Here is a 26,949-nt window from a genome sequence, read left to right as displayed (position 1 = left end):
CGGGCCGCGGCGACACTGGAGTGATGGTCCACGTCTCCGCATCCACGAGACGCGCTGCGGCCGCTGTCCTGGGCGCGGCGGGGCTCGTGCTGTTTGGATGGCTCCTCGAATCGGTTGCGGGAGACTGGGGCCTTGCCGACCTTGACTGGCCCGTCCTCGATGCGCTGGCAGCCCACCGCGCGGCACCTGCGACGTCTGTGGCGGAAGTGCTGCGTGCGGCGTCAGCCCCGTCCATGCTGCTGGCCGCGGCTGCTCTGCTCGCTGCGGTATGGGCCGTGTGGAGGCGTGAGCTCTGGCGGCCGGGTCTGCTGCTGGGCGCCTCGGCCGCGGACCTGCTGCTCGTGACGGGCGCGCGGCACTGGGTGGACCGTGCCCGTCCGCCTGCGTGGTTCGGGGCCGTGGGCGGCCCCGACGGCCCGGCCTTCCCCTCGGCGCACGCCTCGGGCACTCTGACGCTGCTGTTCGCGGCCCTCTATCTGGCCTACGCGAGGCGCGAGAGCATCCGGGGACTCGCCGCCCGGGCGCTCGGTGCCGTGCTGCTCGCCGGGGCGGTCGCCGCGAGCGACGTCTATCTGGGCCGCCACTGGTTCACGGACATTGTGGCCTCCTGGTCGATCAGCGCGATGGTGCTCGCCGCCGTCGTGTGGGTCGACGCGCTCCGGCTCCGCGACGCCCGCCCGGACGCGGCAGCTGCGGAGGTGGCAGGCTTCCGGGCCTCGGCGGACACTTGAGGCATGTCAATCTTCCGGCGCCATCACGAGACGCACGACGCCGCCGACTCGCCTGACGCCGCCGACTCGCCTGACGCCGCCGACTCGCCTGACGCCGCCGATTCGCCTGAGGCACGGCTCGAGGCCACGGTCCACGGAATGGTCCAGGGAGCCGGGTTCCGCTACTGGACGCTCGGGGAAGCCGAGCAGCGCGGCCTCGTGGGGTCGGCGGGCAACCTGCCCGACGGGACGGTCCAGGTCGTGGCCGAGGGCCAGCGCGAGGACGTGGAGGCCCTTCTGGCGTGGCTCCGCTCGGACCAGACCCCGGGCAGCGTGGAACGGGTCGAGGCGAGCATCGGCGCCGCGACGGGAGAGTTCACCCGATTCCGGCTGTTCTGATCCCTCTGCCCGGCGTAGCGCGCAGGAGGGCGATCGCGCGGGCTGCGATCACGACCGGTGAGGCCGGCCCCCACCCCTCACGCTTGTCAAGACCTCAGCTTCGCTTCCACGAAGGCCAGTAAATCGCTCTGCGAGAGCATCGCTACCGCCCCGACTGCGCAGTCTGGACGAAGGCACCGAGCAGTGCCGCGAGCCTGGGGAGCTGGGCCGGGTCCTCCAGGGCGGATCCGACGGCGACCACTCGTGCGCCTGCGGCGAGGAAATCCTCCGCGTTCCCGGCATGCATCCCGCCCGTGGTGACGAACTTGGCCGCGGGGAAGGGGCCCTTCATCGCCTTGATCCATTCGGTGCCGAGCACGGATGCGGGAAAGGCCTTGAGCCAGGTCAGGCCTTCCTTGAGCGCGATCTGGACTTCGCTCGGCGTGGCCACCCCGGGAAGCGGTGGCAGCCCGGCCTCCGAGGAGGCCCGAACGACCTCGAGGTCGAATCCGGGGCTCACGGTGAAGTGGGCGCCCGCGTCGATGGCATGCTTAACGTGCTCGACGGAGACGACGGTGCCTGCGCCCACGACCTTGCCCCTCTCGCGCCCGGCGGCTGCGACGACGCGCAGGGCCTCGAGGTCGTTCGGGGTCTGGATGGGCAGCTCGACCACGTCGATGCCGAGATCCCAGGCAGTCGTTGAGACGGCGAGGCTCCTCTCCGCTCCGATGCCGCGGAGGATCGCCATGAGCGGGGCGGCGCCGAAGATGCTGCTGAACTCTGAGTTGTCGATCATCGCAAGACCGGTCCTTTCAATCGGTGGAGTGTGTGAGCTCAGTGGACGTGGCGGCGGCGGGAGGGGGATCTGCGACGAAGTCGCTCATCGAGAGCAGGACCAGCCTCGCCCGCTCGTGGCCGGCACGGAGCCGATCAGAGGCGCTCGCGCCGTTCAGGTCGGCTGCGAGGTAGGCCGCGGCGAACGCGTCGCCGGCACCCACCGCCTCCAGGACCTCGGTGGGGATCGCCGGCTCGAATACGGTTCCGGTGCTGCTCAGCTCTGTAGCGCCGACCTCACCGTCCTTGACCACAACCCTGTCGGGTTCCGCCAGGAGGGCCCGCCCGTCCTCCGGCGTCCCGCAGCCCCACAGGGCCTGCGCTTCATCGAGGCCCACGAGGACGACGTCCGCCCGGTTGGCCAGCTGGCGCAGGACGTCGGAGGCCGTACCCTCGGGCCACAGGGAGGGGCGGTAGTTGACGTCGAAGGTCACCGTGGCGTCGCTGGCGGCGACCTGCTCGAACACGGCGTCGACCAGCGCCGCGCAGGTCGCGGACAACGCAGGCGTGATGCCCGAGAGGTGCACGATCTCGGCATCCTCGAGCGGAACGCTCGCGAGGGTGGCGGGGCTCATCCGGGACGCGGCAGACCCACGCCGGTAGTACAGGACTCCGTGGCCCGGGTCCTTGAAATAGACCCCGGTGGGGGCATCTGGGTCTGACGTCACCCACCGGGTGTCGACGCCGCGCTCCTCGACCGACCGGACAATCCGGCGTCCGAGGACGTCGTCGCCGACGGCGCTGACCCATGCTGAGGGGATTCCCAGGTGCGCAGTGTGGCAGGCGACGTTCGATTCCGCGCCACCGGGGTGGAGGCGAACGTCTTCGGCCGTTGCCAGGGACTCCGCACGCGCAGGAGTCACCATCATCATCGTTTCGCCGATGGTGATCAGGCGTGGATTCGAGGTGTGCGGCATGGCTCCCTATCCTTTGATCTGCTCGCGACTGAGACCCCACTCGGGGGTGATGTCCACGAGCGTGCCGTGGGCAAGCAGGGTCTGGCCCGCCACGAGGACGCGGCTGGCCACCACACTCACGTCAGAAGCCCTTGTACCCGGGCGGCTGCCTTGTTCATGGCGGGTACGAAGCCGACAACGGTGTCGAGATCGGTGAGCAGCGTGACTGTTGAGATGCTGATGGCGCCAATGGTTTTGGCATTGATGCGGACGGGCACGGCGACGCAGCGGATGTTGTCTTCGTTTTCCTCGTCGTCCAATGCGAAGCCCCTTTCCCTCACGCCGGCGAGATCGGCCAGCAAGGCGTCGAGGGTGTCGTGTGTGCGAGTCGTTCGGGCAGGCAAGCCTGTGCGCCGGACTAGGTCCGCCAGCTCCGCGTCGCCCACTCCCGCAAGAATGCATTTGCCGATCGCAGTGCTGTGCAGGAGCTGTTTCATTCCGACGTGTGAGGCGATGCCGAAGCCCTGCGGGCCCTCCACTTTGTGGGTGTAGATGAAGTGATCGCCTGCTGCCAGCCCCAGATGCACCGTCTGGGAGACTTCCGTGGACAAGCCCTGAAGGACTGCGTCCACGCTGGCGTTGACCGGGTCGCGTATCGCTGCTGCAGCAACAGCCCTGGCCCGGGGCCCCAGCTCATAGGAGCCCTCGCGGCTAGCCGCCCACCCTTCCGCGACCAGTACGGCCAGCAGGCGATGCGCAGTGGACTTGGCCATACCCGTTTCCGCCGCCAGAGACGCCAGGCGCAAGGGGCCTTCGGCGCTCCCGAGTGCTTCGAGGACTCTGAGGAGTTTCCTCGAAGCAGCCCCTTCGCCGGAGCTCATCGAAGTCATCGGTCTGCTTCTTCCCTTCACGCGGTGGAGGCCGCTCTCTGCCGGAATCGGGCATTTGACACGACCCGTGACCCTACATACTGTTTCCTATACGATTCCAACATATCGAATGCCATTCCGTCAAACGGAACGCAATTGATCGGCGAAGGAGCCGTAATGGACCAGAAAGAACTGCTGAGCCTCAGCGACCGGGCCGCCGAGCATGTGCTGAACCAGGAAGGAACAGGCGACGGGCGGCGTGCGGGGTGGCTGATGATTTCCACCATCCTGATAGAGGCCTGGGATCTCTACTCGATTTCCTTCCTCCTGATTTTCGTGAGCAAGGACCTGCACCCCAGCCCGGCCATGCTGGGCCTGGCCTCGGGCGCAGTCCAGGCCGGAGCGCTCCTAGGTGCATTCTTCGGAGGCTGGATCGCGGACCGCTTCGGCAGGCGGAAGGTGTTCCTAGCCACCATGGTCGCCTTTATCGTGCTTGCCGCTGCTCAGGGCTTCGCCACCGATATGTGGCAGTTGGTCATCATCCGGTTCCTGCTTGGCTTCCCGCTCGGGAGCGACATCTCCACCGGTTACGCGTACATCATGGAGAGCATGCCCAGGGGCAAGCGCGAAGTGATGGGCAACCGGTGGCAGATGATGTTCGGTGTCGGGGAGATCGTCGCCATCGTGGTGATCACCATCCTCTACATGACGGGCATGGACCAAGCCCTGCTGTGGAGGCTCGGACTGGCGCTAGGGGCCGTTCCTGCTCTTGCCTTGCTGGTCATGCGCCTCGACGTTCCCGACACCGCCCTCGCCCTGATCCAGCGCGGGAAGTTCGCGCAGGCCAAGAAGGTCTCGCGCGAGATGTTCAATGACGACCTCGACATGCTCCCCAATCAGGACTATGCGATCGACCGTCCCCGCACCCGGGACTTCCTTTCCAGCATTTGGGCCGACCGCACGCGCCGCCGGGCAACCATTTTCGCTTGGATCTCCAACGCCATGCAGGGCGCCGAATTCTCTGCCTTCGGGTTCTACCTGCCCACCATCCTCATCCTCACCGGCGTGTCCGGTATTACGGCGACCAACTTCCTTACCGCTGGGATTTACGTCATCGCAACGATCGGCGGCTTCACGGCACCGCTGGCCACTCCGAAGATCGGGCACAAGGGCGTCGCCCGTGTGGGTTACGGCCTGGCGTTCGTCTCCCTCATCCTTGCGGCCATCTTCCTGCAGGTGGACTGGAAGCCACTGGTCCCCCTCGCGGCAGCCGGTCTGATGTTCGGCCACTACTGGGATGCGTCCAACGGCATGACGATCGCCTCCATGGTCGCCCCGTCACGCTACCGCGCGACCGCTTCGGGGTTCGGCTACATCTTCGTGAAGCTCGCATCGTTCGTCACGATCTTCTTCTTCCCCATCATGTTCACCGCACTCGGCGTCCCGCTGGCCACCGCATTGGTGGCCCTGCTGTCCCTGACCGGGTTCCTAGCCGCGACGTACATCCTCCCCGAGGTGTACGGCTACGTTGACCAAGAGCAGACGCAGCGGCAGCCGGCCCCGGCGACGGAGGGTGACCTGTGACATCGCCTTCAGGCACGCACGCTGCCGACGTCGCCGCGCCCCTGCGCGAGGACGCAACTGACACCGGCGGTGAATCATCCGGCGCTTCAATGCGCATCGTCGTCACCGACTGGGACCAAGAGTGCCTCGCCGAGGAAGAGGCCGTGGCCAGATCGAGGGGAATGGAATTGGTCCGGGCTGACTGCCGGACGGAGGAAGACGTTATCCGTGCGGCGGCCGATGCCCGCGGGATCCTCGTCCAGTACGCTCCCGTCACGCGGAAGGTCTTTGAGGCTCTGCCCGGATTGAAGGCCGTGGGACGCTACGGAGTCGGCGTGGACAACGTGGACGTGGACGCCGCAACCGAGTTCGGCGTGGCCGTCTGCAACGTCCCGGACTACGGCACGGAGGACGTCAGCGACCACGCGCTCGCCTTGACGATGACCCTGGCCCGCGGAGTGGCCATGCTCGATCGCGCGGTGCGACGGGGCGACTGCTCCCTCGCGCCAGCCCAGCCCCTGCATCGCCTTTCAGGAAGGGTCTTCGGGGTGGTCGGGCTAGGCCTGATCGGCGCGGCCACCGCACGGAAGGCGAGGGGGGTCGGCTACAGCACCATTGGGTTCGACCCCCTCCACACTCCCGGCACCGTCAGCCCGGATGGAACGGAGGTCGTGGGGTTCGACGAGCTCATCAGCCGCGCCGACGTGCTCTCCCTGCATGTCCCCCTCAACCGGCACACGCACCATCTCATCGACGCCGACGTGCTGGCACGGTTGAAGGCCGGAGCCTTGCTGATCAACACCTGCCGCGGCGGCGTCGTAGACACGGAAGCCCTCGTCGAGGCGCTCCAGTCGGGCACTATCCGCGGTGCCGGGCTCGACGTGTTCGAGGAAGAGCCCCTTCCACCCGGCGCCAGGCTCTTGGGACTTGACAACGTGGTCCTCACCCCGCACGCCGCCTGGTACAGCGAAGAGTCACAGGAAGAGCTCAAGCGCCGCACGGCAGAGAACGTGATGGACGCTGTCGCCGGGCAGACGCCCCGGAACATCGTGAATCCGGAGGTACTCCAATGACCGTGACCGAAACAAGGCACGTAGCAGCCGCACCGCAGGTGCAGCCCGCCCCCGACGGCAGCGTGCCGGTGCGCCGGCAGCTGCCCCGACTGTCGGAGGTCCGCGAGCTGCTGCAGTTCCGCGCGCCCGTTCTAGATCCGGTGAAACGGCGATTGGAGAACGCCCTCACGATAGAGGACCTCCGGCGCATTGGACGCCGCACTACACCGCGTGCTGTCTTCGATTACGTCGACGGTGCGGCAGATGCTGAAATCACGGCTTCGCGAAACGTGCACGCCTTCCGGGAAACAGAATTCATTCCCGAGAACCTCAATTCGGTGGTGGACCCGGATCTCTCCACAGAACTGCTGGGAGAACGGATCGACTTCCCCCTCGTCTTCGCGCCCACCGGATACACCCGCATGATGCACCACCAGGGGGAGGGGGCAGTCGCGCGGGTTGCCCAGCGCAACAACCTGCCGTACACCCTCTCCACGGTGGGAACCGACACTATTGAGGGAATCTGGGAGGCCGCGCCCGAGGGCCAGAACTGGTTCCAGCTCTACCTCACCAACAACCACCGGTTGAACAACCAGCTGGTGGACCGGGCGCTGGAGGCCGGCAGCAGGACGGTGGTCCTGACCATCGACACAGCCGTGGGCGGGCGCAGGCTGAAGGACGTCCGAAACGGCCTCACGATCCCGCCGTCCTTGACCCTGAAGACCTTCTTCGACATGTCCCGCTTCCCCTACTGGTGGGTCAACAAGCTCACCACCGCACCGATCGAGTTCGCCTCCGTCCGTGACTTCCCGGGGACCTCCGCCGACGTCGCGGCCCTCTTGTTCGACCCGGGGCTGGACTACGAGGACCTGGCGTGGCTGAGGAAGAAATGGCCGCACAAGCTCCTGGTTAAGGGGATTCAGAACCCCGCGGATGCAGGCCGGGTGATGGATCTCGGGGCCGACGGCGTCGTCGTGTCCAACCATGGCGGACGGCAACTCGACCGCGCTCCTGCCAGCCTCGACATGCTGCCTGCAGTGCGGGACGCCGTAGGCCCTGACACGACAGTGCTCCTGGACAGCGGAGTCCGGCATGGACAGGACATCATTGCTGCCGTTGCTCTGGGAGCGGACGCCGTGATGGTTGGGCGGGCTTATCTCTATGGCCTGATGGCGGGTGGGGAAGCCGGCGTCGAGCGCGCGGTCGAGATCCTTCGTTCGGAATATCGGCGCGGCCTCCAACTCCTCGGCCTCGACGGAACGGCGAAAATCGCCGAACGTCACGTGAACCCCCATACCCCAGCCCCGAAGCGGTGAGTAGGAAACAGATGGTGAACCCAAGCGATATGCCTGTAGGAACTCTCATGAAAGCGCGCACGGCGTGCGGCTCGATCCGCTGGTTCTACCAAAGCCGGGGCGGATTGCGGGTCCTCGACGCGGAGGCCCGACTCGGGACCTTGCTGGCCCTCGAGGTTCCCGAAGCCCTGCGCATGCTTGAAGCAGCGCCCCTCGCCTCTGAGGCACCGGTGCAGGTCCTCGCTCCCGTGGACGACCACACGGAAGTGTGGGCAGCAGGAGTGACCTACCAGATCTCCAAGGAAGCCCGGATGGAGGAAAGCACTGAGGCGGACATCTATGACCGGGTGTACGACGCCGAGCGGCCGGAGCTGTTCTTCAAGGCGCTCGGGTGGCGGGTGTCCGGCCCCGGGGGAGCGGCAGGCATCCGAAGCGATTCGGAATTGAATGTACCGGAACCGGAACTCGCTCTCGTTCTGAACTTCCGAGGCGAAGTCCTTGGCTACACCATCTGCAACGACATGAGCTCCCGATCCATCGAAGGGGAGAACCCGCTCTACCTGCCTCAGGCCAAGGTATACCGGCACAGCTGCGCGATCGGTCCCTGGATCCGGTTGGCGACCCACCTGCCCCACCCGGAAGACGCAGGAATCGCGATGGAGATCACGCGCCATGGCGAAGTGGTGTGGAAGGGGGACACGTCGACGGCGAAACTCAAGAGGACATTCTCGGAACTCTCTGCGTACCTCCTCAGGGCAGAGGCCTACCCCGAAGGCGCTGTGCTGTCGACGGGGACCTCCGTCGTCCCGGGCCTGGACTTCATTCTGTCCGAGGGGGACACCGTGAGCATTGCCATCGAGGGCATCGGGACGCTCGCCAACCCGGTCGCCCGTGTCTGAGACGCCGAAAGGAGCACGATGTCTGTGCTAAGCGGGGTCTTGCCTGTGGCCCCTACCATCTTTTCCGACGACGAGACCCTCGACCTCGCCGGACAGCTGCGCGTCCTCGACTACCTCATGGATGCTGGCTCCGACGGGGTGTGCCTTCTGGCGAACTTTTCGGAACAATTCTCGCTCGATGACTCGGAGCGGGACCTGATCACCCGGAGCGCATTGGAGCACGTGGGCGGACGCCTTCCTGTTTGCGTAGCCGCGAGCCACTTCAGCGCCAAGGTCGCCCGGGCCCGTGCTATGCGAGCGCAGGAACTGGGGGCCTCGATGGTGATGCTGATGCCGCCGTTCTACGGAGCCGGAGTCGTCGCCGACGAGGAAGCGATCCTCGAATACTTCAAGAAGCTCGCGGACGGGCTGGAGATAGACGTCATGGTCCAGGACGCCCCGGTAAGCCCAACCCGGCTTTCGGTGTCACTGCTGGCGCGCTTGGCCCGGGAAATCCCACAGGTCAAGTACGTCAAGATCGAGATGCCGCAGACAGCGGAGAAGCTGCGCTCGCTGATCACAGCAGCCGGGGATGACCTGCCAGGCCCCTTCGACGGAGAGGAAGGCATCACGTTGATTCCGGATCTGGAGGCGGGCGCCAGCGGGACGATGTCCAGCTCGATGCTTCCCGACAAGCTGGGCGCGATCGTCCGCCGCTTCCACAAGGGCGAACGCGAGGAAGCGGCCAAAGACTGGGAAGCAATACTGCCGCTCATCCATTTCGAGAACCGGCAGTGCGGCCTGCGTGCAGCGAAAGCTCTGCTGAAGGAAGGCCGCATCATCGCAAGCGCCAAGACCAGATCTCCTCTCCCCGATCTGCCGCCTCATACCCACCACCGGCTGGTCAGCCTCGCTCGAAGAAACGACCCCCTCATCCTGGGCTGGGCCTGATGCCCAGATTCCTCCCACGGCGACCAAGACAACGCCACCAGCCCGCATCCGCACAAATCACGGAGGCAGCACCCGTATGAAGGACACCAGCCCGCACGAAGTCGATACCGCTGTTCGTGCAGCCTATGAAGCATTTCACGTCGGCCGGCACGTCGACCTATCCACCCGGGCCTCGTGGCTCGAGGCCATCGCTGACGGACTGGCCCGGAACGAGGCGGCACTTGTGGCCATTGCCGACCGGGAGACCTCGTTGGGGAAACCAAGGCTCGAATCGGAGCTCAGGCGAAGCATATTCCAGCTGGAGCTGTTCGCGGGCGAGATCCGTCAAGGCGAACACCTCGACGCGACGATAGACCACTCTGATCCTCACTGGGGAATGGGTCCTAGGCCGGACCTGCGCCGGGTCAACCAGCCGGTGGGGGTAGTCGGCGTCTTTGGCGCTTCCAACTTCCCCTTCGCCTTCAGCGTGATGGGAGGTGACAGCGCCTCGGCCCTCGCCGCTGGGTGCTCCGTGGTCCACAAGGCCCACGAGGCGCACCCGGACCTCGCCGAACAAACAGCGCAGACGGTTGCGGCAGCCCTCGAGTCCGCCGGGGCGCCCCCAGGGCTGTTCTCCCTCGTGGCCGGCCGGACTGCCGGCGAAAACCTCGTAGACCACCCGCTCATCAAAGCCGTCGGGTTCACCGGCTCCACCGCAGGGGGCCGGGCCCTCCTGCAGCGGGCCCAGAGTCGGCCCGAGCCCATCCCGTTCTACGGCGAACTCGGCGGCATCAACGCCGTCTTCGTGACGACAGCTGCATGGCAGCGGCGCAGGGAGAGCATCCTGAAGGAGTATGTGAACTCCTTCACCCTGGGCATGGGCCAGTTCTGCACCAAGCCCGGACTGTTGTTCGTCCCGGCCACCGGCCGAGAAGAACTGCGCCGGCTCCTCTCGGAAGCACTGTCGGGCTTCACGCCGATCCGGCTCCTCAGCAGCGGCATACTCGAAGGCTACGAGCGCTCCGTCACCGCACTCCGGGACCAGTCAGAGGTTGACGTCCTCGTGGAAGGAACCTTCGCGCCCCAGCCCGCACCGACTGTTCTGCACACCACGGGCGCCGACGTGCTGGCCCAACCTGAGCTGCTGCGTCAGGAGATGTTCGGGCCCGCCAGCCTCGTGATCGAGTACGAGGATGACATGAAGCTTCCGGACCTTGCGGGGCTTCTCGAAGGCCAGCTCACCACGACCCTTCAGACGGAACCGGATGAGACCCCCACCAACCTGCTGGAGGTCCTCGCAGGAATCAGCGGCCGTGTCCTCTGGAACGGCTGGCCCACCGGCGTCACCGTCAGCTACGCCCAACACCACGGCGGCCCCTACCCGGCGACGACCTCCAACACCACGTCGGTCGGCACGGCTGCCATCCGCCGCTTCCTTCGCCCCGTCTCCTATCAGTCTTTCCCGCCAGGCCTCCTGCCCGAACCGCTTCGGGATGAGAATCCGTGGCGCGTCCCGCAGCGGATCGACGGACGCTGGGATCGCCCCGGGCAGTCGTAGCCCCGCACCCGCTGCTCGCACTAGAGGCGCTCCGGCACCGGATCTTCCCCATTTCCGAACTGTGAATCCGACCCCATCACCCGGCCCCCACGAGGAGCACCATGGCCATCACGGAAATTGAAACGATCAGAACAGCGCTTCAGCCCAACCTCACCCTCGTCGCCATCCGAGACCAGGACGGGACCCTCGGCTTGGGGGAGACCTTCTTCGGCGCCACGAGCGTCGAAGCCTACATCCACGACGTCGCCGCCCCCTTGCTCGCCGAAGGCGGAGCGGACACACCCTCCGCCGCTGCCGCTGCCCTGGAGCCCTACATCGGCTATTCCGGCTCCGGCGCGGAAGCCCGCGGCAATTCTGCGATCGACATCGCCCTCTGGGACTTGCTGGCCAAACGGGCATCCCTACCGCTGAACGAACTGCTCGGCGGCCGCTTCAATGATGGACTCCCCGTCTACAACACCTGTGCCGGGTACTCCTACATCAACGCCCAGTCCTGCCAATCTTCGTCCAATTGGGGCACTCCCCTCAGCGCTGACTCGGCACCGGCGGACCGTTATGAAGACCTGTGGGCATTCCACCATGAGCCGGCGAAATTGGCCCGAGAACTGGTAGATGCCGGTTACCCCGGCATGAAGATCTGGCCATTCGACCTCGCCGCGGAGCAAAGCCGCGGAAGCCGGACCGCTGACCTCCGCCCCGGGCTGGCCGTCCTTGACGCGATCAGGAACGAGGTCGGTGATGAGATCAATATCTACCTCGAGCTGCACGGACAATGGACCCTCTCAGGAGCGAGCCGCCTCCTTTACGCCGTTGAACCCTTCGGCCTCACCTGGGCGGAAGACCCGATCAGATCCGACCAGCCAGCAGCGCTGTCCGCGCTCCGCGCGCGGACCCCCATCCCCATCGCAGTCGGAGAGAGCACCGGCGCCGGGAACCTCGGCTACAAAGCCCTCTTCGACAACAACGCCATCGACACCGCGATCCTTGACCTCGGATGGTGCGGAGGCGTCACCCAGGGGAGGAAAGCCGCCCACCTCGCTGACAGCCACGGCCTGCCCATAGCACTCCACGACTGCACCGGCCCGGTCGCGCTCGCTACCGCAGTACATCTCGCGACCGCCACCCCGAACGTCGAAGTCCAGGAAAGTTGCCCGCGCCTTCTACCACGGCTGGTATCAAGACATCGCCACAGGCCTGCCCGTGCTCAGCAACGGCACCATCACCACAACGTCGGCCCCCGGCCACGGAATCGAGCTGACGAGCGGGTTCCTCTCCCGGGAGGACACCTCTCGGCGAGTGACCAGACTGTGAAGCAACCCATTTCCAGGAGGACAGAAAGACCGATGGATCTGAAACCACAGGGATTGAAGTTTGTCCGGCTCGGGCCGCTGGGAGCTGAGCTTCCGGCCGTCATCGCCGGGGACGGCGCTGGCAGCGAGAAGACGTATGATCTGTCACCGCTGACGGCGGACATCGACGGGGCCTTCCTGGCGGGCGGGGGCATTGACGAGGTGCGCCGACAGCTGGCCGATGGGGCCCTCCCTGAGTTGGACGCCGAGGGGCTGCGCGTGGGTTCCCCTGTCGCGCGCCCGTCGGCGATCGTCTGCGTCGGGATGAATTACGCCGCGCACGCGGCAGAGTCCGGCGCGCAGCCGCCGAAGGCGCCGATGATCTTCCTCAAAACCCCGAACACCGTTGCCGGACCGGACGACACAGCGTTCATTCCGCGCAACAGCACCACGACCGACTGGGAGGTGGAGTTGGGCGTGGTCATTGGCCAGCGGGCTGGCTACCTGTGTTCAGTGGAGGACGCAGCGTCGCACATTGCTGGGTACCTCGTGGCGAATGACCTGTCGGAGCGCACGTTCCAGATGGAGGATTCCGGCGGCCAGTGGTCCAAGGGCAAGTGCGCTCCTGGGTTTTCCCCGCTCGGCCCGTGGCTGGTGCCAGCGGAGGAGGTGGACGTGCACAACCTGCGGCTGCGCAGTTGGGTCAACGCCGAGCCCCGGCAGGATTCGAGTACGGCGGACATGATCTTCCCGGTGCATTACCTGATCCATCACGTGAGCCAGTACATGGCACTGGAGCCTGGGGATGTCGTCATGACTGGCACGCCGGAGGGCGTGGCGCTCTCGGGCAGGTTCCCCTATCTGGCAGCCGGCGACGTCGTCGAACTCGAAGTTGAAGGCCTCGGCCGGCAACGCCAGACATTCGCCCAGGCCTGACCAGCAGCAAAAGCGAGCGGCAACGGAAGGAGACCGCATGCATGAATTGGACTCGATGGTGGCTATCGTCACCGGAGGTGCCTCCGGCATCGGTGCGGCCGCCGCGGCGAGACTGGCCGCAGCGGGCGCAACAGTGGCAGTCCTCGACCTGAATCCGGGGGATGCCGCCAGCGGGCTGTTCGCCGTGGACTGCGATGTGGCAGACGACGAGTCAGTTGTGGCAGCGGTGCAAGCCGTTGTCGACAGGTTCGGACGGCTGGATATTGTGGTCAACAACGCCGGCATCGGCGCGCAGGGCACGGTTGAAGACAATGCCGATGATGAGTGGCGCCGGGTGTTCGACGTCAATGTGCTCGGAATGGTGCGCGTCAGTCGTGCGGCCCTGCCGTACCTGCGCCGTTCGCAGGCGGCAGCCATCGTGAACACATGCTCGATCGCGGCGACCGCCGGGATCCCCTCGCGGGCCCTCTATTCGGCGAGCAAAGGGGCCGTCCTCTCGCTCACGCTGAGCATGGCCGCTGACCATCTGCGGGAGGGCATCCGGGTCAACTGCGTCAACCCCGGCACCGCCGACACGCCCTGGGTCGGGCGCCTGCTCGCCTCTGCCGAACACCCAGACGCCGAGAGGGCAGCCCTGAACGCCCGGCAACCCCACGGACGGCTCGTCACCCCGCACGAGGTGGCCGCCGCGATGACCTATCTCGCCTCCCCGTCAGCTGGGTCCACTACCGGGACCTCCCTCGCGGTAGACGGGGGCATGCAGGGGCTGCGGCTCCGCCCGGCGGAATAGCGCGAGTCCCGACCCCGATAGATCCTGCCCTTCCTATGTGCGCTGTGCCGCCCCCCGCTGGCAGAAGGACCCCTACGCCCAGCCGCGCAGGTAGTCCAGCTGGGCGGCGACCGAATTCTCGGCGGCGCGGCGCACGTTCCCGTCGATGTCCGTGTAGACCGCATCTGTGACGGCCGCGATTGGCGCATCCTGCCCCAGCTGGGCGAGGGCCGCTCGCACCTGGTCCAGCCGCTCCTCGCGGTGGGCGAGGTAGGCCCGCGAGATCTGGCCGAGGTCCGGCAGCACCGGGCCGTGCGCGGGCAGGACGGTGGCCGGGCCGAGCGCCTCGAGCTGGCGGAGGGTTTCGAGGTAGTCGCCGAGCCGCCCATCGGGGAACATGATCACGGTGGTGCCGCGGCCCAGGATGGTGTCGCCGGTCAGGACCGAGCCGTGTTCGCCGTCGTCTGGCAGGTGGAGGCTGATCGAGTCCGCCGTGTGGCCGGGGGTGGCAAGGACTTCGATGCGGACCCCCGCGGCGTCGAGGCGCTCGCCCCCGCCCAGCGGGCCCGCACCGAGGCACAGCTTGGAGTCCAGCGCGCGTACGGGAGCGCCGGTCATCCGGTGGAACTCCTCGGCGGCCTCGCTGTGGTCCGGATGGTGGTGGGTGAGGATGATGAGTTCGACGCGTCCCGCGCCCGCGAGCTCGGCCAAGTGCTCGGCGTCGAGCGGCCCCGGATCCACCACCACGACCGACTCTGAGCCGGGCGTCGCGATCACGTACGAGTTCGTCCCGTCCAGGCTCATCGGCCCGGGGTTGGGTGCGAGGCGGTAGCGGGTCAGCGCCGAACTCGTCACCCATCGGGTCGCGGGATCGGCGGAGGCTTGGGTCACGTCGTCGGCCATGCGTTCAGCCTAGCCGGACACCTCCCCTGCGCACGACGCCGCCCGCTCACCGCGGTGAGGAGCGCGCTGGGGGTGGGTGGTCGCCGTCGTACCCGGAAGCCTGCAGGCGGGGTTGGACTGACGGGTGCGTCAGTCGACCGGGAAGGCCACGCCCTCGCCGATGACCTTGAGCGCGAGGTCCATCCCTGCCCGGGCCATGGCGGCATTCCAGTGGCGGATCGTGATGACTTCGCCGCCTCCGGGGACCCGGGGGTCCGCGGGCCGATCGGGCAGCTTGATGCGCACCGAGGACTCGGGGCCGAAGTAGTCCCAGTCGAGCACGGTCCCGTGGATGCGAGAGTCGGCGGCGATGCGGATCTGCTCGGGACGGAGCATGATCTGCACACGGCCCTGGGTCGGAGGGCGGCGCACCGGAATCGCGCCGAGCGAGCACATCGCAAGGGAGCCCTCGAGCCACGCCTCGAGGATCACGGCGTCGCCGAGGAACTCGGCGGTCGCGCGGTCAGCGGGCCGCGTGTACACAACGAACGGATTGCCGATCTGGGCGAGCCTGCCGCCGCGCATCACGGCGACCTGGTCCGCGAACGAGAGGGCCTCGGCCTGGTCGTGCGTCACGAGGATGGTCGTGACGCCAGCCTCGTGCAGGACCTTGCCGATCGCCCGGCGGGTGGAGACCCGGAGGCCGGCGTCGAGCGCGGAGAACGGCTCGTCGAGGAGCATCACCTCGGGCTCGCACGCCATGGCCCGGGCCAGCGCGATGCGCTGCTGCTGGCCGCCGGAAAGCTGGTGGGGTCGGCGGTTCGCGTAGGAGGAGCCGAGGGCCACCATGTCCAGGAGCTCTTCGACGCGCCTCGCCACGGCCTTCCGCCCACGGAAACTCTCGCGGTCGAGCCCGAACGCGATGTTCTGCGCCACCGACAGATGCGGGAAGAGAGCGCCGTCCTGCGCCACGTACCCGATGTTGCGTCGGTGCGCCGGCACCCACGTGTCCCCGGCGACCTCACGCCCGTCCATGAGGATGCGCCCGGTATCGGGGGCCTCGAATCCTGCGATGAGGCGCAGGAGCGTGGTCTTGCCGGATCCGCTGGGCCCCACGATCGCGGTTGTTGCCCCGCGCGCCACGGAGAGGTTGATGCCCTTGAGGACCTGCTGGTGGCCGAAGTGCTTGGTCACCCCCTCGATATCGAGGTGGTGGTCGGCCGTCTCGGCGATCTGCGGCGCGACGCGCGGTTCAGGAAGGCGAGCTGAGGTGACGGGCGTGGGGGACTGTTCGGTCACTGTCCGGCTGCTTTCTTGGACTGCTGGAACAACAGGTAGGTCATCGGTGCGGAGAGCGCGATCATGAGGAGGGCGTAGGGCGCCGCGCCCACGTAGTCGATCTCGCTCGAAAGGGACCAGAACTCGGTCGCGAGGGTCTTCGTGCCGAGCGGGGAGAGCAGGAGCGTGGCAGTGAGCTCGTTGACCACCGCGAGGAACACGAGCGCCGCGCCGCCCGCCGCCGCGGGGGCGACGAGGCGCAGGGTCACTCGGGAGAACGCCAGCAGTGGCGGCTTCCCGAGCGCCTGGGCGGCCTCCTCGAGCTCCTTGGGCGCCTGAGCGAGCCCCGCGCGCAGGTTCACGAGTGCACGGGGCAGGAACAGGAGCACGTACGCGGCGACGAGCAGGCCGGTGGTCTGGTAGACGCCCGGGATGGCACGCAGCGCCACCGTGACGAAGGCGAGGGCCAGGACAATGCCGGGCATCGAGCTTGTGACGTAGTTGGAGAGCTCGAGTGTTCGCGAGAGCCACCCCGGGAAGCGCACGGCGAGGAACGCGAGCGGGAACGCGACGACGGTGGTCACGACCGCACCGAGCACTCCCAGCCAGAGGCTCGAACCGAGGGCTCCGGCGAGCTCGCGGGTCTCCCAGATGGCGCCACCGCCCTGGCTGGCCCACGCAATGGTCATCCAGAGGGGCACGCCGACCGCGACGACCGCGAGAGCAAGGAGTCCGAGCTGGGCGGGCGCCTGCCACCGGCCGAGGGCGAGCCGAGCGGGCGTGGCCTGCACCCCCGAGCCGATGCGCGCATACCGCGCGTCGCCCCGGAGCCTGGCCTCGGCAACGAGGAGCACGAGGCACACGGCCACGAGGACGGACGCGAGCATGTTGCCCGCCGCGCCGCTGAAGGTCGAGCGGTACTGCTCCATGATTGCCGTGGTGAATGTGTCGAAGCGGATCATCGCGAACGCGCCGTACTCGGCGAGGAGGTGGAGGGCGACGAGCAGCGCCCCGCCTGAGGTCGCGATCCGCAGCTGAGGCGTGACTACACGGAAGAACACGCGCCATGCCCCCAGCCCGAGCGATGCTGCCGACTGCTCGATCGCTGGGTCCATCCGGGACAGTGTGGCCGCGATCGGGATGTACACCAACGGGTAGTACGAGAGCGTCGCAATGAGGACGCCTGAGAAGATGCCCTGGAGGTTTGGCACCGCTGAGACCCACGCGTACGAGTTGACGAATGCCGGGATGGCGAGCGGTGCAGCGAGCAGGACCGCCCAGGCCTTGTTCCCCTTCAGCGAGGTCCGCTCCACGAGCCAGGCGCCGCCCACTCCGAGCACGATGCACAGCGGCACAGTGATGACCGCGAGAGCGAGGGTATTGCCTAGGAGCTCCAGGGTGCGCTGGCGGAAGATGAGTGCAATGGCGGCATCCCACCCCGTCGTGATCGTCATGACGACCACGAAGCCGAGCGGGATCAGGGACGCGGCGGCCACGAGGGAGGCGGCGAGGACCACTCCGGCCGGGGGACGGGCGCGACGGGGACGGGGGCCCTGGTCCTCGACCGCGTTCCCGCCCCCGCGCGGCGCAGCCTTCCCCGCTGCCGGTACCGCGGCGGCGGGGAAGGCTGTGGCTGGGGTGGAGTCCAAGGTCTAGAGGAGTCCTGTTGCCGTCATGATCTGGTTGACCTTCTGGGAGTTGAGTTTGGCCGGATCGATCTTAGGCGCGTTGAGCTCGCTCAGCGGCACCAGCTTTTCATTCGACGGAACCTGCGAGCCCACCGCGTACTCGAAGGAGGTGCCCTTCTGCAGGACCTCCTGGCCCTTCTTGCCCGTGACGAACTTCAGGAACTGCTGCGCGGCCGCCTGGTTCTTGGAGGACTTGAGCACGCCACCGCCGGAGATGGACACGAACGCGCCGGGGTCCTGGTTCTTGAAGTACTCGACGCCCACGTTCTTGGAGTTCTCGCCGGTCTTGGCCTGGTCGCCGAACCAGTAGTAGTGGTAGATGACCGCGCCGTCGACCTCGCCGCTGTTCACGGCCTTCATGGCCGTCGAGTTCCCCTTGTAGGTCTTGGCGTTGTTCTTCAGGGCCGTGAGCCAGGTCTTGGTCGCGGCCTCGCCCTTGAGCTCGAGCATGGCCGAGACGATTGCCTGGAAGTCGGCGCCGGACGGCGAGGCGGACCAGCGGCCGTTCCACTCCGGGTTCTGAAGGTCCATGAGCGACTTGGGCAGCTTGTCCTGAGAGAGCTTGTCCTTGTTGTAGACGAACACGGTCGATCGCGCGGCGATGCCGATCCACTTGTTCGTCGAGGGACGGTACTCGGCGGGGACCTGGGTGACTGTGGCGGGGTCGATGTCCGCAAACAGGCCCGCGTTCTCGATTTGGGTCATCGCCGGAGAGTTCTCGGTGAGGAACACATCGGCGGGGGAGTTGGCGCCCTCCTGGACGATCTGGTTGGACATCTCGGTGTCGTCGCCCTGGCGGTAGTTCACCTTGATGCCCGTCTCGGCCGTGAACGCGTCGATCCACTCCTTTGTGAGCGACTCGTGCTGGGCGTTGTAGACGGTGATCGTGCCTTTGTCACTGGCGGCGCCGGAGGTGGAAGAGCCGCAGCCGGCAAGGCCGAGGGCGGCCGTGGCGATCATCGCGAGGCCAGCGAGGACTCTGGGGCGGAGCGTCATAGGAGCGTCCCTTTCGTGGGTCACGGGTCATGGTGACGGCGCCGCCGGCTGGCGTCGTCGGGGTGACGTCAGGAACGACTGTAGGTTAGCCACACCTAAGAAATGCCTGATTCCCTTCATAATGTGGCGCATCTCACCCCAATTACGCAACCTGATGCTTCGCTAATGTCATCCTGTGACGCGTCCGCTAGGAGGGGAAGTCTGCCGTCAGCGCGTCAGTTCGTGCGCGAACTCCAGGACCATCCACGCCTGCAGTTGCGTCGAGAGCTCGACCCGCCTCCCGCGCGGGTACTCGTCCGACGCCGCCTGCCCGGGCTTCTGAGGGAACGTCCAGTAGGCCTCACCCCGCGTTCCGGGGTGCCTCTCGGCGCCACGCCACAGGGCTTCGGCGGTGTCGAGAACCAGCCGGCGTGCAGTGTCCCCAGCCTCCGGCCGGAGGCTGGGGTCCAGAGCGGCCAGGGTGAGGTACCTGGCGAGGATTCCCATGAACAGTCCCGCGTCTCCGCCGCCGTCGCCCCGAAGCGGGCGGCCCAGCGCGGCGTCGTGCGCGTCCACCGTGAGGTGGCGGTCGATCGCGGCGATGAGCCCCTCGGCGCGGGCGAGGTTCTTTGCGCCAGCGAGTTCGAGGAGGGCTCCGAGGACCGGGCCCTGGTTGTAGGTCCAGATGTCGCGGACGAGCTCCGTAGTGCCGTCCTTGGCGAGGTTGATGCCGTCCAGGTAGAGGCCCTGCGCCGGGTCGAAGAGCGTCGCGTCCATCCAGTCGACGAGTTTTTGGGCGCGGTCGCGCTCGCCGGTGCGTGCGAAGAAGAGGGCGGCCGGCGCCGTGGCGGCCATGTTCTTGAAGCGGCGCCGTGTGTTCCAGAACAGGCCCCCGCCGCCAGCCCCGGTGTTCGCGGCGACCAGCTGCCTCCCCAGCGTGCGGGTGATCGTCTCCGCATCCCGGAGCCCGCGCCCATGCACCCGTTCAGTGAGCCGTTGCGTACGGCTCCCTGACAGGGCAAGCCAGGCCATGTCGTCATAGAACGCGTTGCGGTACTGGAAGAAGTTGCGGATCCTGATGCCAGCCAGCAGCGCCCGTGCGAGCGCGAGCTCCCGCGGCTCGGACCCTGCCCCCGCCGCCCCCGTTGAGGGGTCATGTCCCTGTGGTGACTGGTCATCGAGCTGGCGCCATGACGCGTCCACGAGACAGTCCACGTAGTGCGCCTGCCACCAGTAGTGCCACGGGTCCCACGGCCGGCCGACCTTCCGGGCAGGCCTCGTGACCGAGGCGATCCAGGTGCCCGGGACCAGGCGCAGGACGCGGTGGCCGAATCCTGAGTTGACCGAGGTTGCCGCGGACCGGGCGCGTTCGGCCCACGTCGCCGTGCTTGTCTCCGCATCCATGGCGCCAGCGTAGCCGGACAGCTCGGCGGCCTCGCTCCGGGCGGATTTCGAAAGCCGCCCGCGGGGAAGCGTCGTGACCGGCGTCACGAGGTCCACTAGGATGGCCGGAGTTATCGAGTATTAACCGAAGCGAGGTCTGATGGAGCTTCATGGTGCGAGTGCGCTGATCACGGGAGGTGCCTCGGGGCTCGGCGCTGCGACCGCCCGGCGCCTGCATGCCGACGGGGCCGCCGTGGTCCTGGTCGACCTGCCAGGCCGGGCGGGCGAAGCCCTCGCCTCCGAGCTCGGCAACCGCGCGGTGTTCGCCCCCGCGGATGTGACGGACGAGGAGCAGGTGCGGCACGCCGTCGTGCGTGCGGGAGAGCTCGGGCCGCTGCGCGTTGTGGTGAACTGCGCGGGGATCGCCACCCCGGGCAGGGTTTTGGGGCGCGAGGGCGTGCTGCCACTGGAGCAGTTCGAGCGCGTGATCCGGGTGAACCTGATCGGGACGTTCAACGTCATCCGGCTTGCCGCCGAGGCCATGGTTGCAGCCGAGCCCGTGAGCACGGAGCTCGGCGGACCGGAGCGCGGAGTCATCGTCAACACCGCCTCGGTCGCGGCATTCGACGGGCAGATCGGCCAGCCTGCATATGCCGCGTCGAAGGGCGCGGTCCACGCCATGACGCTCCCGATCGCGCGGGAGCTTGCCCGCTCGCTCGTCCGCGTCGTGACGATCGCGCCCGGGATCTTCGAGACGCCGATGATGGCCGGGCTGTCCCAAGAGGCGCAGGACTCGCTCGGCAAGCAGGTCCCGCATCCGGCCCGGCTCGGGCGCCCCGCAGAGTACGCGAACCTCGTGGCGCACATCGTGGACAACGCCATGCTCAACGGTGAGACGATCCGGCTCGACGGCGCGATCCGCATGGCGCCGAAGTAAACGGGACGCGACTCAGATCGGGACCTGGGCGACCCCCGCATCGTAGGGATGTGACCCCGCATCGTTGGGATGTGACCCCGCATCGTTGGGATGTGACCCCGCATCAGACGGGGTCGGGGCTCTTCTCGCCCGCTTCGACGGCGAGGTCCAGGGAGTTCCCCCGCACCGGCATGGGGCACGTCCCGTACGGCGTGAAGGCGCTCGGGTAGTTGATGGCGCGGTTGAAGTCCAGCACCACCGTGCCATCGGGGCGGGGTCGGGGCGTCTCCACCTTGCGCCAGTCATCGGTGGTCCGGCCGTTGGTCTCGTCGTGGAACGTGATGGTCAGCTCCCCGAGCCTGCCTTGCTCGGCCTGGAGCCGGTACTCGTGCCCATTACGGTGGAACACCACCTCGCCGGCGGAGCGGTGCACGCCGTCCACGAGGGGATTCGCCGTGGAGATGGGCACGTCCCGCGGCTCGGGGTACGGCTCCCACTGGGCTTCCACGACCCAATCCGGTGCGTAGTCGAACACCGGGACGCCCATGAATTCTGTGAGGGTCGGCGACGCCGAGTCCCGGGTGCGGATGGCGTACCGGTCGGCGCGCATCGCGAGCTCCACGACGATCGTGCCGGCCTGCACCCAGTTCAGCGACTCCTCGTCCGCGAGCTCGGCGGTGATCGTCCCGCCGACCGGCTCACCGGAGTCCGCGAGGGCCAAGCCGTCGGAGGCACGCGCGGTGAGTACCGCCGTCGTGCGCCCGCCCTCCGCGGAGAAGGACCACAGCCCCGGCACTAGCTCCATGGGGGATGGCGTGGGCTCGAGCCACTGGAACGAGGTCAGCGTGAGCCAGCCGTGCTCCGCGGCGAGCGCCGCGTTGCGGTTGTCGCGGAAGCGGCGCCAGCGGGCAAGCTGGGCCTCGGTGGTCCGGGTGGCGGTGGAGTCGGTCATGCTTCTGAAAAAGCCCCGCGCCCCGGCGATATTCCCGCTCTCAGGCGTGGCGCGTCTCGAGGATCGCGGCGACGCCGAACGCCCCCAGCGCCGTCCCGGTCACCCGGTCGATCCACTTGCGGAACGTGACGCCGTTGAGCCACCGGCTGAAGAAGCGCGCCGCGGCCACGATGGCCACGAACCACAGGATGGCCTCGATGCTCGCCACGACCGAGAGCAGGAGCCCCATCCACACCGACGGCACGCCAGGAACGAGGAACTGCGGGATGACGGCGATGCAGAACATGCCGTACTTGGGATTGAGGATGTTCGAGACGAAGCCCTTGGTCCACGTTCGCCGTAGTGGCTCGAGGCTGTGGGGAGGGAGGGCGCCGGGCGGCAGCTCGCCGTCGCGCTTCGCGAACGAGGCCCGCCACAGGCCCACCGCCAGCCACAGCATGTAGAGGGCGCCGGCGACCCGCAGGGCGTTGTACGCGACCTCTGAGACCGTGAGCAGCGCGGACACCCCGGTCGCGGCGGCGGCACCCCACACGAACGCCCCCGTGATCATGCCCAGCGCGGCCGTATACGCGTGGCGCCGGCCCTGGCTGATCGTGTACCGCAGCACAAGCGCGGTGTCTGTCCCCGGCAGCACTGTGATGAGTGCGGCGATGGCGGCGAAGCCGAGGAGGGAATCGGTCAGGGTCATCGTCCAAGGATATCGGCGGACGACGCCGCTTCCTCAGCACCGTTCGCCGCACCGCAGCTACCGCTCGGCGCAAAAGTGACGAAAGTCACTCGTGGACCGCTAGCTTAATCGGAACAGCTGCGGCAGGGCCGGGCTGAGACAGGAGGACCCCGATGGCGTGGCTCGACCGGGCGCACAGCGTTGCCCCAGAAGGATTTAACCGGTGGCTCATCCCCCCCGCAGCGCTCGCGGTGCACCTGTGCATCGGCCAGGCGTATGCGACGAGCGTGTACAAGACCGCCCTGGTCAAGCACTTCGGCGCTAGCCTGACCGAGATCGGGGTCATCTTCTCGGTGGCAATCGTGATGCTCGGCCTCTCCGCGGCCATCATGGGCACGTGGGTGGACCATAATGGGCCCCGCAAGGCCATGGCCGTGGCCGCAGTGTTCTGGGCGGGCGGCTTCCTCGTCGGCGCCATGGGCATCTTCACCCGCCAGCTGTGGCTCGTGTACCTGGGGTACGGGGTGATCGGGGGGATCGGGCTCGGCATCGGCTACATCTCGCCGGTCTCGACGCTCATCAAGTGGTTCCCCGACCGCCCGGGCCTCGCCACGGGCCTCGCGATCATGGGCTTCGGAGGCGGGGCGCTCATCGCGAGCCCGCTCTCCACGGCGCTCCTGAACGCCTACGACTCCGCCTCAGCGGCACCCGGCGGGGTGGCGAGCGGCGACGCAGTGGGCAAGCTGTTCCTCTCGCTCGCCGTGATCTATCTGGCATACATGCTCTTCGGGGCCTTCACCATCAAGGTCCCGCCGCCCGGCTGGGCGCCCGCGGGCTTCGACCCGGCCTTGGTCCGCACCCACGCCCTCATCACCACCGCCAACGTCCGGGCCGCCAAAGCGATCAAGACCCCGCAGTTCTGGCTCCTGTGGACGGCGCTGTTCTGCAACGTCTCGGCCGGAATCGGCATCCTCGAGCAGGCCGCCCCGATGATCCAGGACTTCTTCCGACAGCCGAGCGGGAAGTCGCTTGTGGCGGCGTCCGTGGCGGGCGGGTTCGTCGGGCTCCTCTCGATCGGCAATATGGCCGGGCGCTTCGCGTGGTCGGCAACGTCGGACGTGATCGGCCGCAAGCGCATGTACATGGGCTACCTCGGCGTGGGTGCAGTCCTGTATGTGCTGCTGGCCTTCGCCGGGCACACGGCCACAGCCCTGTTCGTGCTCTTCGCGTTCATCATCATCTCGTTCTACGGCGGCGGGTTCGCCACGGCGCCTGCATACCTGCGCGACCTCTTCGGCACCCTCGAGGTGGGGGCCATCCATGGCCGCCTCCTCACCGCCTGGTCCGCCGCCGGCGTCGTGGGTCCGCTGATCATCAACGGGGTGCTCGACTCGCAGGGAACACCAGGCAAGCTCAACGCCGCCGCCTACCAGCCGGCGCTGCTGATCATGGTGGGCCTGCTGGTTGTCGGGTTCATCGCGAACCTGCTCATCCGGCCGGTGAACGAGAGATTCCACGAGCCGCAGGAGCCCACCACCACGGGCGCAAAGAAGGAGAGCTGACTTGAAGACTGCACGCCTTGTCATCGTCTGGGCCCTTGTGGGCCTGCCGCTCCTCTTCGGGGTCGCGACCACGCTCATGAAGGTGGCTGACCTGTTCGGCTAACGCCCGCGGCTACCGGGCTCCCCGGCTGCAGTACCGTAGGCCGCATGCCCAGCTACCGCGCCGTCCTGCAGATTACGGGCCTCCGTCCCGGCTACGCACCGGAGCGGGTCATGGAAGCCGCGCGAGAGGCACTCGACTCGATGCACCACGTGGAGGCGCACCAGATCAACGTGGTCCGCGGCGTCCCCCAGATCACGCTGCGGTTCCTAGTCGAGGCGGAGAACGACGATGCCGAGGTCGCCGCAGCGCGACACGCCGCCCTTGCGGTCCAGGACGCTGTGGAGGACGTCGCGACCACAGGCCGGCTCCAGGTGCTCCGTCGGCGTCGGGGAGCGTGGGTGCCGGTGTAGCAGTGGGAAACTGCACAGCTCAGGGCGCGGTCGGTCCGTTTTCGGGGGGAATCGGCTCTGAGTTGTGTCGAAACCCACGAGTCCGGCGGGCTCCGGCGCCGAGCCGGCGCTGCCGGGCCGCCACGGCGGCCCCGAAGACGAGTGCGACCGTGAGGCCGATGCCGGATCCGATGAGTGCACTCGCCCAGAAGGGGAGGCCGGTCGCGGTCCCGGTGACGTATCCAAGCCCCACGTGCCAGGCCGACCAGAGGACGCTTCCCACGGCGGACGCCGCGGCGTATCCCCGCAGTGGTACCTCGGCAACCCCCGAGGTCGCGCTCGCGGCCAGTCGGCCGCCGCTGAGAAAGCGAATGCCGACGATAGCGCCATAGGTCGAGGTGCTGCCAAACCGTTCGACCGCCGTGTGGAGTGTGCTGTGGATCCGCTTGCCCCAGCCGACGCGGTCGAGCAGACCCGTGAGCCGGTACCTGAAGAGGAGGTACACGGCCAGGTCCGCGAGCCAGCAGCCAAGTGCTCCGAGTGCGATGAGGACCGGCAGGCTCAGCCGTCCCTCGGCGGCCGCGCCGCCGGCGGCGATCAGGGCAACTTCGGACGGCACGGGCGGGAAGAATCCGTCGGCCACGATCATGAGCACAAGCCAAGCCAGCGCCCAAGGTCCGGTGAGCCCTTCAATCAGGGCGGCGTCCATCTCAGCTGGCCCGGTGAAGGGCGGCGGCGAAGGCCGCGGCGGTGGTCGCGCCGAACAGGACGAACTCCACGGTCTCGACACTCCCGTCCGGCGCACTCTGCACGGTCTCGACCGCTGTGGTGGCCACGACGTTCCGGTCCCACCCGTAGATTCCAGCTGAGATCGCGGGGAACGCGACCGATGCCGCGCCGAGCTCGCGCGCCACCGCGAGGCTCTCGGCGAAGCAGGAGGCGAGCAGTTCCGGGTCCCGTTGTCCCGCGTTCCAGTTGGGCCCCACCGTGTGGATCACCCATTGCGCGGGCAGACGGAAGCCGGGGGTCGCCACGGCCGAGCCCACCGGGAGGCCTTCTGGCAGGCGTGTGCGGCGGAGGGCCCGGCACGCTTCGAGCAGTTCCGGGCCGGCCGCTCGGTGGATTGCTCCGTCCACGCCCCCGCCGCCGAGGAGGGAGGAGTTTGCCGCGTTGACGACCGCGTCGACCCGGCGTGTGGTGATGTCGCCCTCGACGATCTCGATCCGCATGGACTAAGTGTGCGCCAAGAGACCCCCCAACGTCAGGCGGGGGTCTCCTGGAGCGTCAGCTCGCTGCGGAACTCGACATCCCGCCCTGACATGGGGTCGCGGAACCGGATGCCTCGGGCCAAGAGCTGGAGCGGCCGGGAGTAGTCGTCGGGGGCCTTGTCGCGGAGCACAGGATAGAACGGATCGTGCATGATCCCCACCCCGAGCCCAGCCATGTGCACTCTCAGCTGATGGGTCTTGCCGGTGTGCGGCTCGAGCCGGAACAGCGCCCGCGGCGCATCGGCCGGTCCGCCCACCCGTTCAAGGCTCACACGCGTCTCGGCGTTCGGCTCCCCATGCACCACCGCGGCGAGCAGGTAGTCGCGCGACTTCACCATTCGATTCCGCACGACGGCGGGCGAGCGGAACCGCTGGGCAGCCCACCCGGCGTCGTGCGCGCCGCCGGCCAGGTCCAAGCGTGAGACGCACTCGTACTCCTTCTGCACCGCCCGCCGCTCGAACAGGACCTGGTACCGCCCGCGAGTCTCGGGGCTGACGGAGAACAGGAGGACGCCCGCGGTCATCCGGTCGAGGCGGTGCATGGGAACGAGGTCAGGCAGGTCCAGCTCATTCCGCAGCCGCACGAGGGCCGACTCCTGGATGTACGTGCCGCCGGGCGTGGTGGGGAGAAAATGGGGCTTGTCGGCGACCACCACGTGCTCGTCCCGATAGAGCACCGAGACCTCGACCGGAAGGCGCACCTCGGCCGGCAGCGTGCGGTAGTACCAGATGAAGGTGTGCTCTTCGAGAGGGGTGTCCCGGGACAGCGGTGAGCCGTCGGCGGCGACGATCTCGCCGCCGTCGAACCTTTCGAGGATCCCCTCGGGGTCGATGTGCCCCCAGCGGTGCAGCATGTAGTCCAGTGCGGTGTCCCATGGTCCCTCCGCTGGCAGGCGCAGGCGCGTGGCGTTGACGCCGTTGCGCACGGGGAGGGGGGATTTCATCACCCATCAAGGGTAGCGTTGTGCGCTGGAACCCTATTCGCTGGA

At 67.8% G+C, this 26,949-nt stretch carries 27 protein-coding genes; 14 read left to right on the top strand and 13 right to left on the bottom strand.

Annotated elements, in window-relative coordinates:
* The first annotated feature begins 23 nt into the window (after positions 1–23).
* The gene (locus tag LF262_RS09550; RefSeq protein WP_235780068.1) at positions 24–731 is read left to right on the top strand and encodes a phosphatase PAP2 family protein; all 708 of its coding nucleotides are present in this window, start codon (positions 24–26) and stop codon (positions 729–731) included.
* Positions 732–734: 3 nt separating this feature from the next.
* A complete protein-coding gene (locus LF262_RS09545; RefSeq protein ID WP_235780067.1) occupies positions 735–1,109 on the top strand; it encodes an acylphosphatase in 375 nt (124 codons plus the stop codon).
* A gap of 142 nt (positions 1,110–1,251) precedes the next feature.
* Here LF262_RS09545 and LF262_RS09540 read toward each other — a convergent pair whose 3' ends face one another.
* From LF262_RS09540 to LF262_RS09530, 3 genes are all read right to left on the bottom strand, one after another.
* Complete coding sequence (locus LF262_RS09540; protein WP_235780066.1) at positions 1,252–1,884, bottom strand: bifunctional 4-hydroxy-2-oxoglutarate aldolase/2-dehydro-3-deoxy-phosphogluconate aldolase; 633 nt, start codon at positions 1,882–1,884, stop codon at positions 1,252–1,254.
* Between the two features lie 16 nt (positions 1,885–1,900).
* A complete protein-coding gene (locus LF262_RS09535; protein WP_235780065.1) occupies positions 1,901–2,839 on the bottom strand; it encodes a sugar kinase in 939 nt (312 codons plus the stop codon).
* A 116-nt stretch (positions 2,840–2,955) separates the two neighbouring features.
* Positions 2,956–3,708, bottom strand: coding sequence for an IclR family transcriptional regulator (locus LF262_RS09530; RefSeq protein ID WP_235780064.1), 753 nt, complete (start codon positions 3,706–3,708; stop codon positions 2,956–2,958).
* Positions 3,709–3,864: 156 nt separating this feature from the next.
* Between LF262_RS09530 and LF262_RS09525 the strand changes: the two genes are divergently transcribed.
* The 8 genes from LF262_RS09525 to LF262_RS09485 all read left to right on the top strand — a co-directional run bounded on the left by LF262_RS09525 (position 3,865) and on the right by LF262_RS09485 (position 13,978).
* On the top strand, positions 3,865–5,271 hold the full coding sequence (locus LF262_RS09525; RefSeq protein ID WP_235780063.1) for an MFS transporter: 1,407 nt from the start codon (positions 3,865–3,867) through the stop codon (positions 5,269–5,271).
* Positions 5,268–6,323 (top strand): C-terminal binding protein, encoded by a 1,056-nt coding sequence (locus LF262_RS09520; protein ID WP_235780062.1) that lies wholly within the window; start codon positions 5,268–5,270, stop codon positions 6,321–6,323. Before LF262_RS09525 ends, LF262_RS09520 begins: the two co-directional genes overlap by 4 nt.
* A complete protein-coding gene (locus tag LF262_RS09515; RefSeq protein WP_235780061.1) occupies positions 6,320–7,618 on the top strand; it encodes an alpha-hydroxy acid oxidase in 1,299 nt (432 codons plus the stop codon). Before LF262_RS09520 ends, LF262_RS09515 begins: the two co-directional genes overlap by 4 nt.
* A gap of 47 nt (positions 7,619–7,665) precedes the next feature.
* A complete protein-coding gene (locus LF262_RS09510) occupies positions 7,666–8,496 on the top strand; it encodes a fumarylacetoacetate hydrolase family protein (RefSeq protein ID WP_235780060.1) in 831 nt (276 codons plus the stop codon).
* A gap of 18 nt (positions 8,497–8,514) precedes the next feature.
* A complete protein-coding gene (locus LF262_RS09505) occupies positions 8,515–9,426 on the top strand; it encodes a dihydrodipicolinate synthase family protein (protein ID WP_235780059.1) in 912 nt (303 codons plus the stop codon).
* Positions 9,427–9,502: 76 nt separating this feature from the next.
* Positions 9,503–10,963, top strand: coding sequence for an aldehyde dehydrogenase (NADP(+)) (locus LF262_RS09500; protein WP_235780058.1), 1,461 nt, complete (start codon positions 9,503–9,505; stop codon positions 10,961–10,963).
* A 101-nt stretch (positions 10,964–11,064) separates the two neighbouring features.
* Entirely contained in the window at positions 11,065–13,188 is a 2,124-nt protein-coding gene (locus LF262_RS17115; RefSeq protein WP_308190516.1) for a fumarylacetoacetate hydrolase family protein, read from the top strand.
* Positions 13,189–13,225: 37 nt separating this feature from the next.
* Positions 13,226–13,978: an SDR family NAD(P)-dependent oxidoreductase gene (locus LF262_RS09485; RefSeq protein WP_235780057.1), complete on the top strand. Its 753-nt coding sequence runs from the start codon at positions 13,226–13,228 to the stop codon at positions 13,976–13,978.
* A gap of 72 nt (positions 13,979–14,050) precedes the next feature.
* On the opposite strand, the gene LF262_RS09480 is transcribed toward LF262_RS09485, so the two are convergent.
* From LF262_RS09480 to LF262_RS09460, 5 genes are all read right to left on the bottom strand, one after another.
* Entirely contained in the window at positions 14,051–14,860 is an 810-nt protein-coding gene (locus LF262_RS09480; RefSeq protein ID WP_235780056.1) for an MBL fold metallo-hydrolase, read from the bottom strand.
* 129 nt (positions 14,861–14,989) lie between these two features.
* Positions 14,990–16,138: an ABC transporter ATP-binding protein gene (locus LF262_RS09475; RefSeq protein WP_235780055.1), complete on the bottom strand. Its 1,149-nt coding sequence runs from the start codon at positions 16,136–16,138 to the stop codon at positions 14,990–14,992.
* Entirely contained in the window at positions 16,135–17,634 is a 1,500-nt protein-coding gene (locus tag LF262_RS09470) for an ABC transporter permease (protein WP_372462762.1), read from the bottom strand. The genes LF262_RS09475 and LF262_RS09470 overlap by 4 nt, the downstream gene beginning before the upstream one ends.
* Before the next feature lie 135 nt (positions 17,635–17,769).
* The gene (locus tag LF262_RS09465) at positions 17,770–18,801 is read right to left on the bottom strand and encodes an iron ABC transporter substrate-binding protein (protein ID WP_235780053.1); all 1,032 of its coding nucleotides are present in this window, start codon (positions 18,799–18,801) and stop codon (positions 17,770–17,772) included.
* A gap of 207 nt (positions 18,802–19,008) precedes the next feature.
* Entirely contained in the window at positions 19,009–20,184 is a 1,176-nt protein-coding gene (locus tag LF262_RS09460; RefSeq protein ID WP_235780052.1) for a glycoside hydrolase family 76 protein, read from the bottom strand.
* 139 nt (positions 20,185–20,323) lie between these two features.
* Between LF262_RS09460 and LF262_RS09455 the strand changes: the two genes are divergently transcribed.
* Positions 20,324–21,100, top strand: coding sequence for a 3-hydroxyacyl-CoA dehydrogenase (locus tag LF262_RS09455; RefSeq protein ID WP_235780051.1), 777 nt, complete (start codon positions 20,324–20,326; stop codon positions 21,098–21,100).
* 103 nt (positions 21,101–21,203) lie between these two features.
* On the opposite strand, the gene LF262_RS09450 is transcribed toward LF262_RS09455, so the two are convergent.
* Together LF262_RS09450 and LF262_RS09445 are read right to left on the bottom strand one after the other, a co-directional pair.
* A complete protein-coding gene (locus LF262_RS09450; protein ID WP_235780050.1) occupies positions 21,204–22,031 on the bottom strand; it encodes a DUF1684 domain-containing protein in 828 nt (275 codons plus the stop codon).
* A gap of 40 nt (positions 22,032–22,071) precedes the next feature.
* Positions 22,072–22,719 (bottom strand): LysE family translocator, encoded by a 648-nt coding sequence (locus LF262_RS09445; RefSeq protein ID WP_235780049.1) that lies wholly within the window; start codon positions 22,717–22,719, stop codon positions 22,072–22,074.
* 152 nt (positions 22,720–22,871) lie between these two features.
* Here LF262_RS09445 and LF262_RS09440 point away from each other — a divergent pair, with 152 nt between their 5' ends.
* Genes LF262_RS09440 through LF262_RS09435 form a run of 3 tightly spaced genes read left to right on the top strand, consistent with a single transcriptional unit; the run spans position 22,872 to position 24,713 of the window.
* Entirely contained in the window at positions 22,872–24,260 is a 1,389-nt protein-coding gene (locus LF262_RS09440) for an OFA family MFS transporter (RefSeq protein WP_235780048.1), read from the top strand.
* 1 nt (position 24,261) lies between these two features.
* Entirely contained in the window at positions 24,262–24,363 is a 102-nt protein-coding gene (locus LF262_RS17270) for an MFS transporter small subunit (protein ID WP_443729155.1), read from the top strand.
* A gap of 44 nt (positions 24,364–24,407) precedes the next feature.
* Positions 24,408–24,713: a hypothetical protein gene (locus LF262_RS09435; RefSeq protein WP_235780047.1), complete on the top strand. Its 306-nt coding sequence runs from the start codon at positions 24,408–24,410 to the stop codon at positions 24,711–24,713.
* Positions 24,714–24,732: 19 nt separating this feature from the next.
* Here the strand turns inward: LF262_RS09435 and LF262_RS09430 are convergent, their stop codons facing one another.
* Genes LF262_RS09430 through LF262_RS09420 form a run of 3 tightly spaced genes read right to left on the bottom strand, consistent with a single transcriptional unit; the run spans position 24,733 to position 26,904 of the window.
* Positions 24,733–25,401, bottom strand: coding sequence for a DedA family protein (locus LF262_RS09430; protein ID WP_235780046.1), 669 nt, complete (start codon positions 25,399–25,401; stop codon positions 24,733–24,735).
* 1 nt (position 25,402) lies between these two features.
* On the bottom strand, positions 25,403–25,921 hold the full coding sequence (locus tag LF262_RS09425) for an O-acetyl-ADP-ribose deacetylase (protein WP_235780045.1): 519 nt from the start codon (positions 25,919–25,921) through the stop codon (positions 25,403–25,405).
* 32 nt (positions 25,922–25,953) lie between these two features.
* Positions 25,954–26,904: a pseudouridine synthase gene (locus LF262_RS09420; RefSeq protein WP_235780044.1), complete on the bottom strand. Its 951-nt coding sequence runs from the start codon at positions 26,902–26,904 to the stop codon at positions 25,954–25,956.
* Positions 26,905–26,949 lie beyond the last annotated feature (45 nt).

Origin of the sequence: Sinomonas notoginsengisoli (assembly GCF_021554725.1) — a bacterium.
Taxonomy (GTDB): Bacteria; Actinomycetota; Actinomycetes; order Actinomycetales; family Micrococcaceae; genus Sinomonas; species Sinomonas notoginsengisoli.
The sequence above is the reverse complement of the archived record's forward strand: the minus strand, read 5'-3'. Positions and strand labels throughout refer to the sequence as shown.

Bases quoted from the DNA above. Each gene is read 5' to 3' on its own strand.
- LF262_RS09550 (WP_235780068.1), top strand. From the start codon at position 24: ATGGTCCACGTCTCCGCATCCACGAGACGCGCTGCGGCCGCTGTCCTG.
- LF262_RS09545 (WP_235780067.1), top strand. From the start codon at position 735: ATGTCAATCTTCCGGCGCCATCACGAGACGCACGACGCCGCCGACTCG.
- LF262_RS09540 (WP_235780066.1), bottom strand. From the start codon at position 1,884: ATGATCGACAACTCAGAGTTCAGCAGCATCTTCGGCGCCGCCCCGCTC.
- LF262_RS09535 (WP_235780065.1), bottom strand. From the start codon at position 2,839: ATGCCGCACACCTCGAATCCACGCCTGATCACCATCGGCGAAACGATG.
- LF262_RS09530 (WP_235780064.1), bottom strand. From the start codon at position 3,708: ATGACTTCGATGAGCTCCGGCGAAGGGGCTGCTTCGAGGAAACTCCTC.
- LF262_RS09525 (WP_235780063.1), top strand. From the start codon at position 3,865: ATGGACCAGAAAGAACTGCTGAGCCTCAGCGACCGGGCCGCCGAGCAT.
- LF262_RS09515 (WP_235780061.1), top strand. From the start codon at position 6,320: ATGACCGTGACCGAAACAAGGCACGTAGCAGCCGCACCGCAGGTGCAG.
- LF262_RS09510 (WP_235780060.1), top strand. From the start codon at position 7,666: ATGAAAGCGCGCACGGCGTGCGGCTCGATCCGCTGGTTCTACCAAAGC.
- LF262_RS09505 (WP_235780059.1), top strand. From the start codon at position 8,515: ATGTCTGTGCTAAGCGGGGTCTTGCCTGTGGCCCCTACCATCTTTTCC.
- LF262_RS09500 (WP_235780058.1), top strand. From the start codon at position 9,503: ATGAAGGACACCAGCCCGCACGAAGTCGATACCGCTGTTCGTGCAGCC.
- LF262_RS17115 (WP_308190516.1), top strand. From the start codon at position 11,065: ATGGCCATCACGGAAATTGAAACGATCAGAACAGCGCTTCAGCCCAAC.
- LF262_RS09485 (WP_235780057.1), top strand. From the start codon at position 13,226: ATGCATGAATTGGACTCGATGGTGGCTATCGTCACCGGAGGTGCCTCC.
- LF262_RS09480 (WP_235780056.1), bottom strand. From the start codon at position 14,860: ATGGCCGACGACGTGACCCAAGCCTCCGCCGATCCCGCGACCCGATGG.
- LF262_RS09465 (WP_235780053.1), bottom strand. From the start codon at position 18,801: ATGACGCTCCGCCCCAGAGTCCTCGCTGGCCTCGCGATGATCGCCACG.
- LF262_RS09460 (WP_235780052.1), bottom strand. From the start codon at position 20,184: ATGGATGCGGAGACAAGCACGGCGACGTGGGCCGAACGCGCCCGGTCC.
- LF262_RS09455 (WP_235780051.1), top strand. From the start codon at position 20,324: ATGGAGCTTCATGGTGCGAGTGCGCTGATCACGGGAGGTGCCTCGGGG.
- LF262_RS09450 (WP_235780050.1), bottom strand. From the start codon at position 22,031: ATGACCGACTCCACCGCCACCCGGACCACCGAGGCCCAGCTTGCCCGC.
- LF262_RS09445 (WP_235780049.1), bottom strand. From the start codon at position 22,719: ATGACCCTGACCGATTCCCTCCTCGGCTTCGCCGCCATCGCCGCACTC.
- LF262_RS09440 (WP_235780048.1), top strand. From the start codon at position 22,872: ATGGCGTGGCTCGACCGGGCGCACAGCGTTGCCCCAGAAGGATTTAAC.
- LF262_RS09435 (WP_235780047.1), top strand. From the start codon at position 24,408: ATGCCCAGCTACCGCGCCGTCCTGCAGATTACGGGCCTCCGTCCCGGC.
- LF262_RS09430 (WP_235780046.1), bottom strand. From the start codon at position 25,401: ATGGACGCCGCCCTGATTGAAGGGCTCACCGGACCTTGGGCGCTGGCT.
- LF262_RS09425 (WP_235780045.1), bottom strand. From the start codon at position 25,921: ATGCGGATCGAGATCGTCGAGGGCGACATCACCACACGCCGGGTCGAC.
- LF262_RS09420 (WP_235780044.1), bottom strand. From the start codon at position 26,904: ATGAAATCCCCCCTCCCCGTGCGCAACGGCGTCAACGCCACGCGCCTG.